General features: G+C 43.7%; 19 protein-coding genes. 16 read left to right on the top strand and 3 right to left on the bottom strand.

What is annotated here, in order from left to right:
• Positions 1-31: 31 nt before the first annotated feature.
• The 3 genes from F6K51_RS24390 to F6K51_RS24380 form a co-directional block, all read right to left on the bottom strand.
• Positions 32-520: a LuxR C-terminal-related transcriptional regulator gene (locus tag F6K51_RS24390; RefSeq protein ID WP_293025077.1), complete on the bottom strand. Its 489-nt coding sequence runs from the start codon at positions 518-520 to the stop codon at positions 32-34.
• A gap of 107 nt (positions 521-627) precedes the next feature.
• Positions 628-816, bottom strand: a complete 189-nt coding sequence (locus tag F6K51_RS24385) for a hypothetical protein (protein ID WP_293025075.1) — start codon at positions 814-816, stop codon at positions 628-630.
• Between the two features lie 78 nt (positions 817-894).
• Positions 895-1,827: a hypothetical protein gene (locus tag F6K51_RS24380; protein ID WP_293025073.1), complete on the bottom strand. Its 933-nt coding sequence runs from the start codon at positions 1,825-1,827 to the stop codon at positions 895-897.
• A gap of 294 nt (positions 1,828-2,121) precedes the next feature.
• Between F6K51_RS24380 and F6K51_RS24375 the strand changes: the two genes are divergently transcribed.
• From F6K51_RS24375 to F6K51_RS24305, 16 genes are all read left to right on the top strand, one after another.
• Positions 2,122-2,994, top strand: coding sequence for a Pvc16 family protein (locus tag F6K51_RS24375; protein WP_293025071.1), 873 nt, complete (start codon positions 2,122-2,124; stop codon positions 2,992-2,994).
• 28 nt (positions 2,995-3,022) lie between these two features.
• Positions 3,023-4,285 carry a phage tail sheath subtilisin-like domain-containing protein gene (locus tag F6K51_RS24370; RefSeq protein WP_293025069.1) on the top strand — a complete coding sequence of 421 codons (1,263 nt, stop codon included), beginning with the start codon at positions 3,023-3,025 and terminating at the stop codon, positions 4,283-4,285.
• Positions 4,286-4,456: 171 nt separating this feature from the next.
• Complete coding sequence (locus F6K51_RS24365) at positions 4,457-4,891, top strand: phage tail protein (protein ID WP_008178159.1); 435 nt, start codon at positions 4,457-4,459, stop codon at positions 4,889-4,891.
• Positions 4,892-4,944: 53 nt separating this feature from the next.
• The gene (locus tag F6K51_RS24360; protein WP_293025066.1) at positions 4,945-5,310 is read left to right on the top strand and encodes a phage tail assembly protein; all 366 of its coding nucleotides are present in this window, start codon (positions 4,945-4,947) and stop codon (positions 5,308-5,310) included.
• Positions 5,295-5,462, top strand: coding sequence for a DUF6760 family protein (locus F6K51_RS38560; protein ID WP_353736756.1), 168 nt, complete (start codon positions 5,295-5,297; stop codon positions 5,460-5,462). Before F6K51_RS24360 ends, F6K51_RS38560 begins: the two co-directional genes overlap by 16 nt.
• A 226-nt stretch (positions 5,463-5,688) precedes the next feature.
• Complete coding sequence (locus F6K51_RS24355) at positions 5,689-7,437, top strand: hypothetical protein (protein WP_293025064.1); 1,749 nt, start codon at positions 5,689-5,691, stop codon at positions 7,435-7,437.
• A complete protein-coding gene (locus tag F6K51_RS24350) occupies positions 7,428-8,180 on the top strand; it encodes a LysM peptidoglycan-binding domain-containing protein (RefSeq protein ID WP_293025062.1) in 753 nt (250 codons plus the stop codon). Before F6K51_RS24355 ends, F6K51_RS24350 begins: the two co-directional genes overlap by 10 nt.
• 165 nt (positions 8,181-8,345) lie before the next feature.
• Positions 8,346-8,504, top strand: a complete 159-nt coding sequence (locus F6K51_RS24345) for a hypothetical protein (RefSeq protein WP_293025060.1) — start codon at positions 8,346-8,348, stop codon at positions 8,502-8,504.
• Entirely contained in the window at positions 8,450-9,517 is a 1,068-nt protein-coding gene (locus F6K51_RS24340; RefSeq protein WP_293025058.1) for a contractile injection system protein, VgrG/Pvc8 family, read from the top strand. The genes F6K51_RS24345 and F6K51_RS24340 overlap by 55 nt, the downstream gene beginning before the upstream one ends.
• On the top strand, positions 9,514-10,161 hold the full coding sequence (locus tag F6K51_RS24335; protein WP_293025056.1) for a phage baseplate assembly protein V: 648 nt from the start codon (positions 9,514-9,516) through the stop codon (positions 10,159-10,161). Before F6K51_RS24340 ends, F6K51_RS24335 begins: the two co-directional genes overlap by 4 nt.
• 65 nt (positions 10,162-10,226) lie before the next feature.
• A complete protein-coding gene (locus F6K51_RS24330; protein ID WP_293025055.1) occupies positions 10,227-10,622 on the top strand; it encodes a PAAR domain-containing protein in 396 nt (131 codons plus the stop codon).
• A 136-nt stretch (positions 10,623-10,758) separates the two neighbouring features.
• Positions 10,759-11,151 (top strand): GPW/gp25 family protein, encoded by a 393-nt coding sequence (locus tag F6K51_RS24325; RefSeq protein ID WP_293025053.1) that lies wholly within the window; start codon positions 10,759-10,761, stop codon positions 11,149-11,151.
• A complete protein-coding gene (locus tag F6K51_RS24320; RefSeq protein ID WP_293025051.1) occupies positions 11,151-14,645 on the top strand; it encodes a putative baseplate assembly protein in 3,495 nt (1,164 codons plus the stop codon). The genes F6K51_RS24325 and F6K51_RS24320 overlap by 1 nt, the downstream gene beginning before the upstream one ends.
• Positions 14,646-14,702: 57 nt before the next feature.
• Positions 14,703-14,840: a hypothetical protein gene (locus F6K51_RS24315; RefSeq protein ID WP_293025049.1), complete on the top strand. Its 138-nt coding sequence runs from the start codon at positions 14,703-14,705 to the stop codon at positions 14,838-14,840.
• Between the two features lie 44 nt (positions 14,841-14,884).
• The gene (locus tag F6K51_RS24310; protein WP_293025047.1) at positions 14,885-15,877 is read left to right on the top strand and encodes a baseplate J/gp47 family protein; all 993 of its coding nucleotides are present in this window, start codon (positions 14,885-14,887) and stop codon (positions 15,875-15,877) included.
• A gap of 31 nt (positions 15,878-15,908) precedes the next feature.
• The coding region (locus F6K51_RS24305) for a phage tail protein (RefSeq protein WP_293025045.1) at positions 15,909-16,504 on the top strand (596 nt) is incomplete at its 3' end.

Below are 16,504 nucleotides of genomic sequence, written 5' to 3'. Positions count from 1 at the left end.
TCTGACTTCTGACTTCTGACTTCTGCTATAGCTACTTCATTTCTAACTGCTGAATCAAAGGAGCACATTGATAAACCATAGCCGCTCGACTATCTACATCCAGCTTCAGGAAGATCCGACGTAGATGAGCAGAAACTGTCCATTCACTAATTTCAAGCTGTTTAGCAATTAGCTTATTAGACTGACCTAAAGCAACAAGAGTAACAATTTGTAACTCTCGTTCTGTTAAGATACTAGCAAGATGAGATGTAACGGAAGTAGTATTGTCTTGGAATTCTGTAATTGCATAAAATTTTCCATTTACCTCCAGATAACCAACTGCATTCAAAGGACAACTGCTTTGAGGGGGTGAATTAGAGCTAGACCCTAAACTAGGTTTAAATTCGTTGTTTGTTTCACAAACTAAAAAACAAGAATTATTGATAAACAGCTTACCAATAACTTGATTTCCTAACTCTGATTCTAGATCTTCACTAGCTATATCTTGACCATAAAGAGTAAGATTACGTTTCTCTTTCATGATAGAAATGTCAAGTACCTATAGACATCCTGTTTGATTGGTGACCGCAACCTGGGGAAGGATAAAAGTCAGCTATCAGCTATCAGCTATCAGTTATCAGCTATCAGCTAAAAGCTGACGGCTGACGGCTGACGGCACCTCAAGTAGCGTGAGCTAAAAGCTGACGGCTGACGGCTGACGAACGTCGGACCAGGGCATGATTTAGCTCCCCAAGACCGCGCTGAATAGCTTCGTTCCTTGAATTTGTCAACACCATTACACCCATTGCTATAAGTATTCACAAATGATTTAGGCATATCAGATCCATTGATGGTCTTCCCCCCCTTCCATTCTGTGAAATACCAATCAAAAAGGAACTAAATTGTTAACAAAATTTATAGTTTATACCAGAACGCTTTAGCATTTATCCATAAATCGCCCTTTAACTCTGGGAAATTCCCCGAATCTTCAGGATCATCGGCACAGTTATCGCTCCCAGACCCCTTAGACATTGTTTCAAATGCTGGCACTGCAGGTGTCACAAGATGTATAACACACAGATGAAGCCCTTCCCATAAAAGTTTTGCCAGTCCGGTGTAAATCATCAACTGGCGTAAGTACTCCGATTCCAAAGCCACAATTCGATCCTGCGCACTGACCAGTTCGCAAGAGATTCCCAAGTTTTCCAAGGCTTTGCAGATATCTGGAGGACGATTATGACTAAAATCTGTAGGTTTCTGATAGCTCAGTATAAAAGCAGAACCCAAACTCGCACTTAGGGCTATAGTATCCCGAAATGACGCCATTAAAGTATCATTGGTCCCCTGTGACTGATTAATGCATCGATCTAATAAGCGTGCTAAATATTCCCATCGTGGCAATAGCTTGATAGTTGTACCTTTTGGCAGTAAAGACTCCCTTAGACTATCCCCCAGCCAGAATAGATTTAGTCCTAGCAAATCATTCTCGCTTTGTAATCGTTTCCACTCTTGAAGTGACCAAATCACACTCTCTAAAGTGGCTCTGTCCTGTTCAGGTGCCTTGTCATTGAGAGTGCTTTTGGGAATAAGTAGTTCTGGTTGTTGTAAATAAAACTTAGTATTGTTGAGAATATGCCAAAGCTCTCTTGCTATCCAGAGTTCCATTATTTCTCCTAGCTGCTGAGCGATGTGGACTCCATAATAGGAGAGCGCTAAGGCTGGATCCAGTACACAGATCCATTGCTTGGAATCAAGTTGGCTGAAAAGGGGAGTTATCAGCATTTTAAAGACGTCACTCCCATTAAAATAGCAGTTTTTAGACCAATTCTGTAAATTACGGCTAGCCATCAATTTTATCTCCCCATCTCTCTATTTCCCCATCTCTCTATTTCCCCATCTCCCCATTTACCCATCTCCAGAGGAATAGCGTTAATTTATCAATTTTGGATTTCAAAAACCAGTCACAGGATCTTGCTACTCCAAATGGATTAGTTCAAATGAGCTAGTTTAACTTGACTAGCTAGAAAACGTGACTTGTAGAGGATGTCTGAAAGAATTAATAATAAATAAGTTTTCAAACACGCTTTAGGCTTTGAGAGTCTGGTGCGTGGCTGCTCAGTAAATCCAACCAGGTCAGTCAGGATGATTCGCGATCTGAGTCAAGTGTTGAGAAGAATTTTGGAACAGACCAGCCTATCGTCGAGGTTTCCAGAATTAGCGGAGGCTCAAATTTCTTTTGAGCGTCCCTCAGAAACCTTTAGTCCTGGACAGACAACGGTGAATTTATTTCTGTACGATATTCGGGAACACCTGGAACTACGTAATAATGAACCAACGATCGAGAGGCGCAATGGACAGGCAATTATTCATAATCCTCCAAAGCGCATAGTCTGTTCTTATTTAGTCACTGCTTGGCCCATTGGTGGCGAAGAATTACCCCTGCAAGAACACCGATTACTCAGCCAAGTGCTGCAAGTATTCTCAGCCTATCCAACTATTCCAGAAATACCTTTTTTAGAAAATACCCGACTGGCTGAGCAAGAGCTAGCCTTACCAATGGTAACTGCTCAAGTAGATGGAGTACAAAGCGCTGCTGAGTTTTGGACTGCATTGGGAAATCAATTACGTGCTTCCATCACAGTCACAGTAACCATTGCGATCAAGGAACTATTTGAGCCAGAGCCAACCCCCATTGTCATTACTCAAGATTGGCAATTAGGTCAGCGGATTTCACCATCCTCAGAAGAACTGGTGCCAGGCACCGCACAACAATTTTTCCGGATTGGTGGGCGAGTTACCGATGCTGAGAATAAACCTGTTGTTGGCGCAACGGTTATTTTGGTTGAGCGTAATCTCAGCGCAGCCACTGATAGAGATGGACAGTACACCATCGGGGCAATTACCGCTGGTGCTTATACCTTACGGGTGCAGTTAGAGGATGCAGTACAGGAGGTTACTATCACTATCCCAGTAGAATCGGCAGCAAGTAATTACAACCTACAACTACAACAGTAAATTCTGTTTAATCAAGGAGTTAAAGATTATGCCACAGTATTTTTCGCCAGGCGTATATGTTGAAGAAGTTCCGCCCTCCTCTCGACCTATTGCTGGAGTGGCTACCAGTATAGCCGGATTTATCGGTATCGTACCCCAAAGTATCCAACTCCCTGCCGAGCGTGTCGAAACTACTACTAGTGATGACACTACCACTGTTACCTTCAAAGTAGAAGCAAAGACTCTTCCGGAAGCCGGAACCCCTAAGTTGGTAACTAATTGGAGTCAGTTCGTCACTACCTTTGCTGACTTAGTTGGGGATAAGACTCTTAATAATCTCACAGAGGTAAATGAAACTGATTTTGATGCCAATCCACTCAACGCCTGGAGTCGTTTTGCTCAAGCAGTCTACGGTTTCTTCAATAATGGTGGCACCAGGTGCTATGTGATCCGGATTAGTGCTAATACGGAGTTAGCTGCTGCTCTCAATAGTTTTGCTGCTATTGACGAAATTACTATGGTGGCTATTCCTGGCATTACCAGCCAAGCAGAACAACAAGCTGTCATAGAGCACTGTGAAAACCTCCAAGACAGGTTTGCCATTCTTGATGGGCAACAAAATCCTACTACTTTTGACCGAGACAGCATTAAAGGTAGTACTAGAGATAGTAACTATGCGGCTCTTTACTTCCCCTGGATTACGGTTTTTGACCCTGCCCAACAAATTCTAGACCCATCAAGCAATGGCAGTATATTCCTGCCTCCCAGTGGACACATGGCTGGGGTTTACGCACGAGTGGATGGAGAAAGGGGTGTGTTTAAAGCGCCCGCTAATGAAGTGATTCGAGGCGCTCTAGATTTGGAATACAACCTCACCAGAGCAGACCAAGACATTTTAAATCCTCTAGGAATTAATATCATTCGCTCTTTTAAAGGCAATATCAAAGTTTGGGGAGCGCGCACCCTGGGAGGGGATGACAACGGAGAATATAAGTACATTAGCACCCGTCGTTATTTTAATTTCCTGCGAGAGTCCATTGATGAGGGTACTCAATTTGCAGTGTTTGAGCCTAATAACCTAGCACTTTGGCAGCGTATTAAGCGTACGGTCGGTGACTTTCTGTTGAATCAGTGGCGGGATGGAGCTTTGTTTGGAGCAACTCCGGAGCAAGCTTTCTTTGTCAAGTGCGATGCAGAAACTAATCCCAAAGAAGTAAGAGAAGCAGGAGAAGTTGTTGCTCTCATTGGTGTCGCTATTGTTAAACCAGCGGAGTTTGTCATCTTCCGCATTCAACAGATGGCTGGAGAATAGATATAGCGCTACGCGCAAGTCAGAAGTTAGAAGTCAGAAGTCAGAAGTAAGCTATGACTAGATTTCGGAGTTTAGGAATGTCCTAATCTAAATGCGTAGTGTTATAAGAATAGATATTTCTTGAATTACCCATTACCTTACTTATTACCAAACAACAAGGAGATGTGAGTTATGCCCAGAGTAGATCCGTATAAAAATTATCGCTTTCTGGTAGAACTGGATGGAATTGTTCAAGCAGGATTTTCTGAGTGTAGTGGTTTTGGTTCAGAAGTAGAAGTTGTGGAGTATCGAGAGGGGGGAGATGATGCCACAGTACGTAAGTTGCGGGGCAAAGCTAGTTACCCTGATATTGCCCTCAAGTATGGTATTACTGACTCCAAGGAACTTTACGATTGGCATTTACAAGCAGTGAATGGGACAATTGAGCGCAAAAATGGCTCGATTATCCTGCTCAATGATGATGGGGAAGAAAAAGTGCGCTGGGATTTCTTTAATGCTTGGGCGAGTAAGTATGAAGCACCCAGCTTAGATGCTAAGGGTAGCGATGTTGGGATTGATTCCCTAACGATTACCTGTGAACGTTTGCAGAGAGTTAATGTCAGTTAACAGTCATCAGTTAACAGTAATCAGTTAGCAATTAGCCATAACCAAGAACCAAAATGCTACAGACGGAATACGAATTTATCTTACCAGCAGGGTATATAGATAAAGAAGGGAATTTGCATCAGGAAGGAGTCATGCGGATGGCGACAGCGGCGGATGAAATTCTGCCCCTCAAAGATCCTCGTGTGCAAAACAACCCAGCCTATCTGATTGTGCTGTTGCTCTCCCGTGTTGTCACTCGCCTTGGTTCGCTGGAGGTAGTTAATCCTAAGATTATCGAAAGTTTATTTGCCTCTGATTTAGCTTATTTGCAGGATCTGTACAATCGGATCAATGGCAATGGAATGCGATCGCTTCAAATTAGCTGCCCCCACTGTGAGCAAAATTTTGCTGTCGAACTCGATTTATCGGGGGAATCCTAGGCTACCCCCTTACCCAAATCCATGAGGAGGTAGCCTATCTGGCCTATCATTTCCACTGGCATTATGAATCAATCATGACCATGGAACACCGGGAACGCCGAAAATGGGTTACTGAAGTCGCCAAAATCAATCAGCGTTTGAATAGTTCGTAAAGGGAAAAGGGAACAGGGAGCAGGGAGCAGGGAGCAGGGAGTAGCGGTAAGAAAATTGAATGTATAGCACTACCCAGGTGTTTGACTTTGATAAAAGCTGAAAACCTGTTGTAGTCAACTTTTGCCTTTTGCTAGCATGCCTCTTGCCTTGCGCGTAGGGCTATACCTCATCAGGATTATAAACGCTATAGGTCGGTAATTGGGGATTTTCCCCTTTCTAAATAAGATGGATAATTCAGCTTCACAAGCCAATAATTTCCAGGAATCGGGAAGTCCAGAAAATTCCCCCTTACTAAGTCGTCTGCAACGGCGACAAGAAAAGTCTGGTGGAGTAATTAATACCCGCCAACTGCACCGCCATTACCAATCTACCCAAGCAACCACGGCAAGGCTGACCCAACGATTAACCCTACCAGAACAAATTAACTCCCGTTATGGTGCAAGTGGTTTACAACCCAAGTTAAATCTGGAGCGTTTTAGTCGCCCTAGGGTAGAATCTGCTGATGTGAGTAATACCTATCTGGAGCCGACTAATGTTGCGCCTTCTAATGTTGCCCTTTCAGGGAGGGGAGAAGGGGTGCAAAGGTCAATGGCAACTAGGACTAATTCTCGCCAATTTCCCGACCACCTAGGGCATCAGGGGAGATCCCAACCACCATCTCGATCTGTCCCATCAACTAGTCCTAAAGTCCCGATTATCAGCCAAATTAAATCTTCAACTGTATCCAGGTCTAGGGCGTGTTTTCAAAGTTTTCCGCAAGATTTAGATCCCCCCCAGCCCCCCTTAATAAGGGGGGAGCCATACTCAAAGTCCCCCGAGAGAGGGATTGCTCGCTCGGGGGATAATGGGGGATCTCCGAGTTTGAAGACACGCCCTAGTGCTCAACCTCCAACATCTTTGCCAAGGCAAGTCAAGATTAATCGTCAGGCAACCTTATCTGCACTCCACCATCAGTTTACACCTCCAGAAAGTATTCAGTCTCAGGTTGTCCCACCGAAAACAGAGGGTGATTTCCATTCCCCCTCTCCAGTCAATCCAGCTTCTGTTATACAAACTAAATTAGTTGTAGCTAAGCCCACTCAGCCTTTAGCGACAGGAAAAACTAGCTCGACACCCGATTTAGTTTGGCGCTCCCAGGAGGAAGAGGAATCAGACAGTAGTTTGGTACAAACTAAGCTCTCGGATTCTAACCCCAATCAGAGGATATCTGAAAACTTTTTTGATACTGAATTTTGCCCCCCTAGCCCCCCAATTCTGGGGGGAACAAGAATCCAATTGGCTGGTAAAAGTCCCCCAAAATTGGGGGATTTAGGGGGCTTGGATGTAGCAAATGAGACTTCTCAGACAACCTCTCAGGATATCTCTTTAGTTCAAACCAAACCGGTTGTTGTCAAACCAAGTCAGCCTTTACCGACAACAACTATAACCCCAACTAAAACTACTAATCTGACCAAGGATAAAGCAATCAATAACTCGGCAGATAATTTGGTTTTGCGCTCCCATGAGGAAGAGGAATCAGACAGTAGTTTGGTACAAACTAAGCTCTCGGATTATAACCCCAATCATGATATCTCTTTAGTTCAAACCAAATCGGTTGTTGTCAAACCAAGTCAGCCTTTACCGACAACAACTACAAGCCCAAATAGAAACATTAATTTATATACCGAGACAGGTAAAACTAGCTCGACACCGGATTTAGTTTGGCGCAAAACTGATAACGACTCTGTAGCCAAAGTATCGAAACGGCAACAGTTAAGCAATGGGGTGATTGCTCGTCAACCTAATCTAACTGGAGCTAATTCCATTCCCATGACAGCACCAGTAACTTCAACCACAGCCACGTCAAATCTACCAACAACTCCAGCTGACGGGGTAGATATAGATATCGAGGCAATAGCCGAACACGTTAGTCGTATTCTCACTCGTCAGCTAACGATGGAACAAGAACGTCGGGGGATAGAAAAATGGCATTAGCTAAACTAACTATAATCCCTTTGAAGTGGGAAAAAACTCAAGACAGTAAGTACCGTGCTGTAGAGTCGGAAGACAGAGCCAATTATCCAGAGATTACGGTTTTGTTTAACCCCGAATCCTATGCTATCAAAAAAGGAGTTAGTTGGAGTGGTTCGAGCCAAAAAGAATATAATGCGCCCATCTTAGATTTTGGTGGCGGGGGAAGTCGGGAACTAACTCTGGAATTGTTATTTGATGTTTCCGAAGGGGTTAGAAATTCACGACTTCAAAATCAAAATCAAAATAATAATCGTTTAATAGACAGTACCGCCATCGAGGATGTACGGGAGGAAACCAATAAACTTGTTGCCCTGACCCGCATTCAACGTGTTGGGGGTAAAGAACAACCACCACCAGCTTGTAAGGTTTACTGGGGTAAAGCACCAACTAATTCTGACTTCCCGTTTGTGGGGGTAATTACTAATCTGACCCAAACCTTCACCCTGTTCAAAAGTGATGGTAAACCGATACGGGCAAAAGTTAATATCACGTTTTCGGAATATCTTAACCCAGAAGATGATAAACGGCGTACCGATCCAGAATTAACCACTCGTATTGTCAAAAGAGGTGAAACCCTCAGCAGCATTGCGGCGGATGTCTATGGTAACCCTAAGCTGTGGCGACTGATTGCCCAAGAAAATCAATTGGATAATCCCCGTGAACTTGATACTGGTAAAACCTTAACTATTCCCAAATTGCGTTGATAGTTATGATTGATTGCTGTAGCAAGCCCAAGGGTTGTGCGTTACGGGGCGGACTATGCCAAGGCTGGCTACGAGGCAAAAAATAAGGGCAAGTCCGCCCCTAACGCACCCTACGCACTACTATTGCCTATTGCCTATTGCCTATTGCCTATTGCCTATTGCCTCTTGCCTGCTCCCTACTCCCTACTCCCTACTCCCTACTCCCTGTTCCCTATTCCCTACTCCCTACTCCCTACTCCCTACTCCCTACTCCCTTTTAACTTTTTAAAATGCCCTTTACTCAACCCCAAGCCTCCATATTCGCAGATTATGAAATCCTGGTGAATGGTTCTAGTTTACCAGGGTCGGCACAGTTACATATTACTGGGTTAACAGTAGATGAACAGGTTAATTTACCCACCATGTTTGCCTTAACGTTTGGCAGTTTGGATGTGCAGGAAGGGGAAGTATTGTGGCTAGATAACTCCTTGTTTAGTATTGGTAATACGGTAGAATTAAAATTAGGTTACCGGGAAAACCTAGCTACCCTTATAATAGGGGAAATTACTGCTATAGAACCGGAGTTTACTATTGATAGACTACCGAAGGTAATGATTCGGGGTTATGATCGCAGCCATCGCTTACATCGTGGTCGTCATACCCAGACTTTTGTACAACTAAAAGATAGTGATATTGCAGGGCAAATTGCCCAGCAGGTAGGACTTTCATCCCAAGTGGAAGATAGTCGGGTAGTGCATGACTATATTTTACAAGCCAATCAAACCCATATGGATTTTTTGCAAGAACGGGCAGGAAAAATTAATTATGAGGTGATGGTGGAGGATCGTAATTTAGTATTTCGACCTACGGCTAATCAAGACAGTGAAATTATTACCCTAACCTTTAGTGATGACCTACTGCAATTTTACCCTTGTATGTCCTCCGCAAGTCAAGTGAATGAAGTCAAAGTACAGGGTTGGAATCCGAAAGAAAAGCAAGCAATTATCGGACGCGCAACCACTGGTGATGAAGGCAGCAAAATGGGGGGAGAAATTAGCGGTGCAGCCCTAAGTCAAAATGCTTTTGGTACAGCAGTAAAAACCCTGAGCGATCGCCCGATTATCACTTTAGCGGAAGCAGAGCAATTCGCTCAAGCCCGTTTTCGGCAACTCAATTTAGAGTTGATCACAGGGGAAGGAATTTGTCGAGGACGTACCGATTTACGAGCTGGCAAAGTGGTGCAAATTGAGGGTGTGGGCAGGCGCTTTAGCGGTCAATACTATGTTACTAGTGTCCTACATCGCTATCGTGATAGCCAATATCAGACCAAGTTTACAGTGCGGAGGAATGCCGAATGAAATTCTCTGAATTACTTCTGGATAGTCAATCCCAGCGAGCGATCGCATCTCGTATTTATGGTGTCGTGGTTGGTGTGGTTACCAACAATCAAGACCCAGAAGGACTAGGTCGGGTTAAAGTGAAATACCCCTGGCTAAGTGATGAAGACGAAAGCGACTGGGCGCGAATAGCTGTAACCATGGCGGGGGATAAACGGGGTATGTATTTTCTCCCAGAGGTTAATGATGAGGTATTAGTGGCTTTTGAACACGGGGATGTGCGTTTTCCCTACATTATTGGAGCACTGTGGAATGGTGAGGAGAAACCTCCTATTAATAATGATGATGGAGAAAACAATGTCCGCATGATTAAATCCCGTAGTGGTCATATTATCCGTCTCAATGACAAAGAAGGGGAAGAAACTATTGAAATTGTAGATAAAACCGAGAAAAACAGCATTGTTTTTGATACGGCTACCAACACTATTGCTATTACTACTGAAGGAGACATTACTTTATCAGCATCCCAAGGTTCTATTAAACTAGAAGCACAGAATATTGAAATCAAATCTTCAGCAGATACCAAAGTTGAATCCGGTGCTAGAATGGATATTAAAGCCAGCAGCACCATGAATCTTAAAGGTCAAATCATTAATCTCAACTAGGTAAGCAATCAGCAAATGCGCTACGCGCACGCTACGCGAACAGCTATCAGCAATCAGCTTTAATTATGGGACAACCAGCAGCCAAACAAGGGGACCAAATTACCGCAGTTGATACTCATATTGTGATCGTGCCGGGAACACCTCCGACACCGACTCCATTACCTCATCCCTTTTCCGGCATTATCAATGGCAATTTGAGCAGTGATGTCAACATTATGGGGATGCCAGCCGCTACGGTAGATAGTACGGCAGACAATACTCCACCCCATATTCCCACTCCACCGGGGACTTCTTTTCAAAAGCCACCGGCTAATCGAGGCACCATCAAAATTGGGAGTCAGACTGTGAAAATTAACGGTAAAGCAGCTGCCCGTAATGGGGATATTGCTGAAACCTGTAATGATCCTGCTGATTTACCAATCGGACAAGTAATCGCAGTAGGTACGGTGTTTATAGGCTGAAAAGGAGAAGATGGGATCCCCCCTAACCCCCCTTAATAAGGGGGGGATATGATTGCCTATTCCCAGATCCGCTGTTCCCTATTCCCTGTTCCCTAAAACCCAAAAATTTGTACCTCACATAATTTAAAAACGCTATATGACGAAACCATTTTTAGGTGTAGGTGTAGGCTTTCCCCTTAGTTTAGATACTCAGGGAGATTTCCAACTTGCGGAATATGAAGAGAGTGTACGCCAATCAATTTTAATTATCCTCGGCACTGCTAGGGGTGAGAGAATTATGCGCCCTGATTTTGGTTGCGGTATTTACGATTTGGTGTTTGAGCCCAATTCTGCTGCCACTACGGCTAGAGTTTCTGAAGCGGTACAGGAAGCATTATTGCGGTTTGAACCCCGCATTGATGTTGTGGATGTGCGCGTTCAATCCCCTACTCCAGAACAAATGCTGGTTAATATTGACTATCGGGTGCGAGCAACTAATAACGTATTTAATTTAGTGTATCCGTTTTATCTGGAAGGGGGTGCAGGGTAATGGCAAGAAAAGCTCCTCAAATTGATTCTAGAACGGCAGAGATTATTGCTCAAGATGTGCAAGACCTACTGGCTAAATATCTCACCGAGTATCCAACCTCTGCAGCACTAAAAAATAAAGGTGTTGCCCAGGCACTGGTGCAAATCTTTGCCCGCTTTGGTGAGATAATTATTTCTCGCCTCAATCAAGTGCCAGATAAAAATTTCCTCGCCTTTCTAGATTTGTTGGGAGCTTCTCGTTTAGCACCTCAGCCAGCAAGGGCACCCCTGACATTTTTCCTGGCGACGGGAACTACAGTGGATGCGATCGCACCAGCTGGCACCCAAGTGGCTGCACCCCCCACAGAAGGAGAAACCGAATCGGTAATTTTTGAAACTGAACAGGAGTTGGTGGTAACTGGGGCGCAATTAGATTCTCTATTTGTGCGTAATCCTTCACAAGACCAGTATGCTGATTACAGTTCTCTGACGAAAATTAGCCCAGCAACAACATATTTACCGATTTTTCGGGGAAATCGAGAGATTGAGCATGTTTTTTATGTGGGGCATAAGCAACTGCTCAGTTTTTCTACTATTAATAATCTTAAGTTAATCATAGAGTTAGACCAAGTATTTGCTGATCCAGCTGAGTTAGAGTGGCAAGTTTGGCAAGAAACAGAGGATTTACAAGCTTGGCAGACAATTACACCTAAGAGTGATACTACTGAAAACTTTAGTAAGAGTGGTGAGGGGGAAATTAAGTTTGAGGAGATTAATGCTATACCCCTGACTCAAGTGGATGGAGTTACTAACCGTTGGCTGCGTTGCCGTTTAGTAACACCAATTAGTTCTAGTGAGAATTATGCTGTGGGTATGGTGAGCAAACACCAATTACCCACCATTAGTAAACTGAGCCTAGAAGTAGAATTAAACCGCACTGACTTAAGATTAGAGGCTGCTGTTACCAATTCCCTCAACCAAGATATCAATCAGTCAATCTTTCCCTTTGGGGAAAAGCCTAAATTTGGCGACACCTTTTATCTGGCTAATGCAGAAGCATTTTCCCAGTCAGGAGCAAAAATTACCCTGAAGTTAAACCTGGCGCATCCTAGGGATATTGGTATTAATTTACAGACTATATCTGAACACTTCAATCCCAGATTACAGTGGGAGTTTTGGAATGGTAAATCTTGGCAAGCCCTGTTTATCGCTACCAGGGAAGGGCTTTTACCCCCAGATTCAACCCCAGATATCACACTTCCAGACACATTTGTAGACGAAACTAGGGCTTTTACGAATTTACTGGATAACAGCGATGGCAATCTCAACCCAAAAATCACATTTTACCTACCAGAAGAAGCAGATATCCAACCCCAGGAAACTACTATTAATGGGGTAACTAGCTTCTGGATTCGGGTACGAATTATTAGTGGTAATTATGGTCAGGAAGCGAGGTTTGATACGGATAATAACTATCATCCGCAAACGTTTGTCCCCCCAGTAATTAATTCCGTCTCCATCGACTACGAATTTACCTTGACAGAGCCACCGGAACAGATAATTACTGACAATGATTTTTTGACTCGAACTATTGAGGATTTCCCCTTCGCTCCTTTTGAGTCACTAGACTTAGATAAACCAACGACCTATCTAGGTTTTTCCTTGCCAGTGGAACGGAGTTTTCCTAATCTTCCTCTCAGTCTTTTTGTGAGTGCAGCTGCATTCAAATATGGAGAAAATTTAATACCAATTTCTCCTACTATCAGCAAAAATGCTGGTTTACCTGGTACAACGGTTACCCATCGGTTTTGGTTAACCAATACTAACTCAGAAACGGTTACTTTCCAACTTGCTACTGTGGGGATGCAGCGTGTACCTGAATGGAGCGTTCAGGTCACATCTGCTCGATTACAACTAGAAGCGGGTGAAGCTAAAACCATCGCTATCAACGTAACTATTCCTGCCGGGGCTGCTTTGGGAAGTAGCGATAGGGTTTTTCTCCAGCTAGTTAAGAGCGATCAGCCTAACTTAGTTTACAGTGCCACGATGGAAACCTTTGCTGACACAGAATTACCAGCAGATGAAACCCCCCAACTCGTTTGGCAATACTGGAATGGTTCACAGTGGCGGAAAATAACAGTTCAAGATAATACCGACAATCTCACCCGTTCCGGTACACTGATCGTTTTACCACCAGCAGATATTACTCCCAAACAGGAATTTAGCTTATCTCCTCGCTACTGGCTGCGGGTGCAACACGCTAGTGGCAATTATACCTTTGAGCCTCGCTTAGGGCAGGTACTCCTTAACACGACTATGGCAGCCCAACGAGTTACGATCCGTAACGAAATCCTGGGTTCTAGTGATGGCTCGAAAAAACAAACCTTTACTACTAACCGTACTCCTATTTTAGAAGGGCAACAATTGGAAGTGCGGGAACTAGAATTACCCTCTGGGATGGAAGAAGAAAAAATTAAACAGCAAGAAGGGGAAGACGCGATCAATATTACTTACGATAGTACCGGAAGAGCCCAAGAGATTTGGGTCCGCTGGCATCAAGTAGCGGATTTTTATGAATCTAGCCCACGGGATCGCCACTATGTTTTAGATCGTCTCACCGGGACAATTCAGTTTGGTGACGGCATTAATGGCTTAATTCCGGCCATTGGTAGAGGTAACCTGCGCCTCAAGCAGTATCAAACCGGAGGAGGTAGCCAGGGTAACCAAGATGCAGGCAAGATCGTGCAGTTAAAAACTACCATTCCCTATGTAGACCGGGTAATTAACCCAGCAGCAGCCACAGGGGGGGCAGATGCAGAAAGCCTCGATTCATTACGCGATCGCATTCCCAAAGAAATTCGCCACCGCCACCGTGCTGTTACCCAAGACGATTATCAAGACTTAGCTAAAGCCCTGCCAGGGGTAGTCAGGGCAAAATGTGTTCCCCTCGTAGATTTAGCCCAATTGCTTGCTCCTACTAATAATCAGCCCCAGTGTTTTCCCCTCACAGATATCGATAATAATTCTGCTGTTGCACCAGCCAAAGTACCAGGAGTGGTGAGCGTGATTATTGTTCCCCACTCCAAGGAAGCTAAGCCTTTACCCAGTCAAGAATTAATTAACCGCGTTCAAACTTATCTAGAAACCAATGCCCAACCCACCGTTAGAATTTCCGTCGTTGGAGCAGCCTATGTCAGTGTTAATATCACCACTACCATTGCCGTAACATCCTTAGAAACAGCCAGCCAAGTAGAACAAGGAATTGAGCAAGCCCTAGAACGCTTTTTACATCCCCTAACCGGCGGTTTTGACCGAAAAGGATGGGATTTTGGTCGAGAACCCTATCTTTCTGATTTATATAGACTCCTCGAATCCATCCCCGGAGTCGATCACGTCGTTAGTCTCACAGGAGAAAAATGTGAAGACATAGGAGGTGCAAGAGTCACCGGTAACTTTCTGGTTTATTCCGGCAACCATACCATCAATCTTGTGTATAGCCAAGGGAGTAGGGAGTAGGGAGTAGGGAGTAGGGAGTAGGGAGTTTGGGAGGTGGGGAGATGGGGAGATGGGGAGATGGGGAGATGGGGAGTAAGATCAGTTTTCCCGATTCCCGATTCCCGATTCCCGATTCCCGATTCCCGATTCCCGATTCCCGATTCTAAATTCCAAATTCTAAATTCCAAATTCCAAATTCTAAATTCTAAATTCTAAATTCTAAATTCTAAATTCTAAATTCTAAATTCTAAATTCTAAAAATGCCTTTACAATTACCTAATTTAGATGACAAAACCTATGATGATTTGGTGGCGGAAGCGATTAGCTTGATTCCGACTTACGCCCCCCAATGGACAAATCATAACCCCTCCGATCCGGGGATTACCTTGATTGAGCTATTTGCCTACCTGACCGAGATGCTGCTTTATCGGCAAAATCGGGTGACAGAGGCGAATATTATCATGTTTTTAAAGCTGCTTAATGGGGAAAGTTGGCAGCACGATCCCAAAAAGGATTTACAAATAGAGATTAAAGAAGCAATTAATCAGGTACGCGATCGCTACCGAGCTATCACCTGTGCCGACTTTGTGGAATTAGCCCTAGAAGCAGATGATACCATTGCCAGAGCGCACTGCTTGCCTCGACGTAACCTTAATTCGGAGAATCCCCTAGGGGAACCTGTGGATAAACCAGGTCATGTCAGTATTATTATTATCCCTCATAGTCAGGATAGTAATAATAGCACTCCTCAACCGAGCCAAGAACTAATTAACAAAGTAAAAGACTACTTAGAACAACGGCGACTAATCACTACTAAAATCCATGTTGTTAGGCCACGCTACCTCACTATTAGTATCAGATTAACGATACATCTCAACCGAGAAGCTAAAGAAACAGACACTAGGGGAGATATAAACAATGCACTAGAAGAATTTTTCCGTGTTGTGCCAGATAGAAACAATCCTCAACAACCAAGTTGGCCATTTGGTCGGAATGTTTATGTTTCCGAAATTTATCAACTACTTGATAAACTAGAAGGTGTGGATTATATCACCAAAAATAATCAACAAGACGAAGTATTTTTGCCTAATCTTGATTCAATTTTAGGCAACCAACAACGCCTAGTTTACACCGATACAGGACAGCTAAGTGCCATCCAGCTTAAACCAGAAGAACTAGTAAATTTAACTATTACAGCCAGGGACATAGAAATCATATCTCCCTTAGAACCAGTTATCCCTGAGGAGAATTAACAATTAACAATGCATTGCATCTCAAAAACTGATGACAAATAGAACCAGCGCCCCCAGTAACCTGTTACAATACTTACCGGAGATTTATCAAAGCAAACCTTTCCTCGGGCAATTTTTACTTGCCTTTGAAAAGATTCTCCTGGGTCCTGAAAAAGATGGTGTCAACTCTTCCGACAAAGGTTCTGACAAAGGTTTAGAACAAAAAATTGCCGATATCCATACATACTTCGATCCCCAACAAACACCGAAAGAATTTCTACCCTGGTTAGCGAGTTGGGTAGCTTTGAGTCTCAGAGCCGATCTATCTCTCCAACAACAACGGGATTTCATTGCTAATATTGTAGAACGGTATCGCTTTCGAGGAACCAAAGCCAATTTACAAGCACTGCTAGACCTATTTATCGAGGGAACTCCCACCATTACCGAAACTACTATTCCCGAAACTATCGACGCAGAGTTTCAAATTGGTGACTCCCAACTACTAAACCAAAATCCTCAACAACTTCCTCCGCAGTCAGTCCTTGGAAAAGGTAGTTATATTGGTGGTGAATTACCTCACTTTTTTAGAGTAAAAATTGCTCTCAATAAAGGATTAAACCCAGAGCAACTCAGCCGACAAGTAGAAAT

The organism is Moorena sp. SIO3I8 (genome assembly GCF_010692325.1).
In the GTDB taxonomy this organism is placed as follows: Bacteria; Cyanobacteriota; Cyanobacteriia; order Cyanobacteriales; family Coleofasciculaceae; genus Moorena.
This window is presented reverse-complemented; position numbering and strand designations above follow the sequence as displayed.

Coding starts and splice junctions, on each gene's coding strand:
- F6K51_RS24390 (WP_293025077.1), bottom strand. CDS start 520: ATGAAAGAGAAACGTAATCTTACTCTTTATGGTCAAGATATAGCTAGT.
- F6K51_RS24385 (WP_293025075.1), bottom strand. CDS start 816: ATGCCTAAATCATTTGTGAATACTTATAGCAATGGGTGTAATGGTGTT.
- F6K51_RS24380 (WP_293025073.1), bottom strand. CDS start 1,827: ATGGCTAGCCGTAATTTACAGAATTGGTCTAAAAACTGCTATTTTAAT.
- F6K51_RS24375 (WP_293025071.1), top strand. CDS start 2,122: ATGATTCGCGATCTGAGTCAAGTGTTGAGAAGAATTTTGGAACAGACC.
- F6K51_RS24370 (WP_293025069.1), top strand. CDS start 3,023: ATGCCACAGTATTTTTCGCCAGGCGTATATGTTGAAGAAGTTCCGCCC.
- F6K51_RS24365 (WP_008178159.1), top strand. CDS start 4,457: ATGCCCAGAGTAGATCCGTATAAAAATTATCGCTTTCTGGTAGAACTG.
- F6K51_RS24360 (WP_293025066.1), top strand. CDS start 4,945: ATGCTACAGACGGAATACGAATTTATCTTACCAGCAGGGTATATAGAT.
- F6K51_RS24355 (WP_293025064.1), top strand. CDS start 5,689: ATGGATAATTCAGCTTCACAAGCCAATAATTTCCAGGAATCGGGAAGT.
- F6K51_RS24350 (WP_293025062.1), top strand. CDS start 7,428: ATGGCATTAGCTAAACTAACTATAATCCCTTTGAAGTGGGAAAAAACT.
- F6K51_RS24340 (WP_293025058.1), top strand. CDS start 8,450: ATGCCCTTTACTCAACCCCAAGCCTCCATATTCGCAGATTATGAAATC.
- F6K51_RS24335 (WP_293025056.1), top strand. CDS start 9,514: ATGAAATTCTCTGAATTACTTCTGGATAGTCAATCCCAGCGAGCGATC.
- F6K51_RS24330 (WP_293025055.1), top strand. CDS start 10,227: ATGGGACAACCAGCAGCCAAACAAGGGGACCAAATTACCGCAGTTGAT.
- F6K51_RS24325 (WP_293025053.1), top strand. CDS start 10,759: ATGACGAAACCATTTTTAGGTGTAGGTGTAGGCTTTCCCCTTAGTTTA.
- F6K51_RS24320 (WP_293025051.1), top strand. CDS start 11,151: ATGGCAAGAAAAGCTCCTCAAATTGATTCTAGAACGGCAGAGATTATT.
- F6K51_RS24315 (WP_293025049.1), top strand. CDS start 14,703: ATGGGGAGATGGGGAGTAAGATCAGTTTTCCCGATTCCCGATTCCCGA.
- F6K51_RS24310 (WP_293025047.1), top strand. CDS start 14,885: ATGCCTTTACAATTACCTAATTTAGATGACAAAACCTATGATGATTTG.